The sequence below is a fragment of the Aeromonas sp. Prich7-2 genome (assembly GCF_017939255.1).
Taxonomy (GTDB): domain Bacteria; phylum Pseudomonadota; class Gammaproteobacteria; order Enterobacterales; family Aeromonadaceae; genus Aeromonas; species Aeromonas caviae.
Map to the genome: position 1 here is coordinate 1 of NZ_JAGKRI010000185.1, position 417 is coordinate 417.

A 417-nucleotide genomic window follows, 5' to 3' on the forward strand; every position below is an offset into this window, starting at 1 on the left:
AATGCAACCCAGTACCTCAAGCAACTTCTTAGCTCTTCTGAACTCAACCGGATCGGTAAATTTACCGGTTTTTGTCAGCGACTCCGGGATATCCAGCCTGCGAGACTACTCCCGGCTCTGCTCTCAGGGCTTGGTTGCGACAAGGTGGATGGTATTGCTGGTTTGCATCGCCATTTCAATGCGTTGCAGCTCCATGATACTGACCAAATAGCGTATAAACCCTTTCACAACCAGTTACGCAAGCAGGGTTTTCCCTTGTTCATGCGCGCACTGGTTGAACGAGCCATCGCCTTACGCCTCAAGGAGTGTCTACCGGACGCCCACGGACTGGCAGGCTTTGAGCAGGTACTGCTGCAGGACGGGTCGTCATTCGCGTTACATCCGCAATTGGCAGAACATTTCCCGGGCCGATTCAAT

The 417-nt window shown here is 52.8% G+C and carries 1 pseudogene; it reads left to right on the forward strand.

What is annotated here, in order from left to right:
- A pseudogene (locus J9892_RS20485) lies at nucleotides 1–417 on the forward strand (IS4 family transposase); the annotation flags it as partial.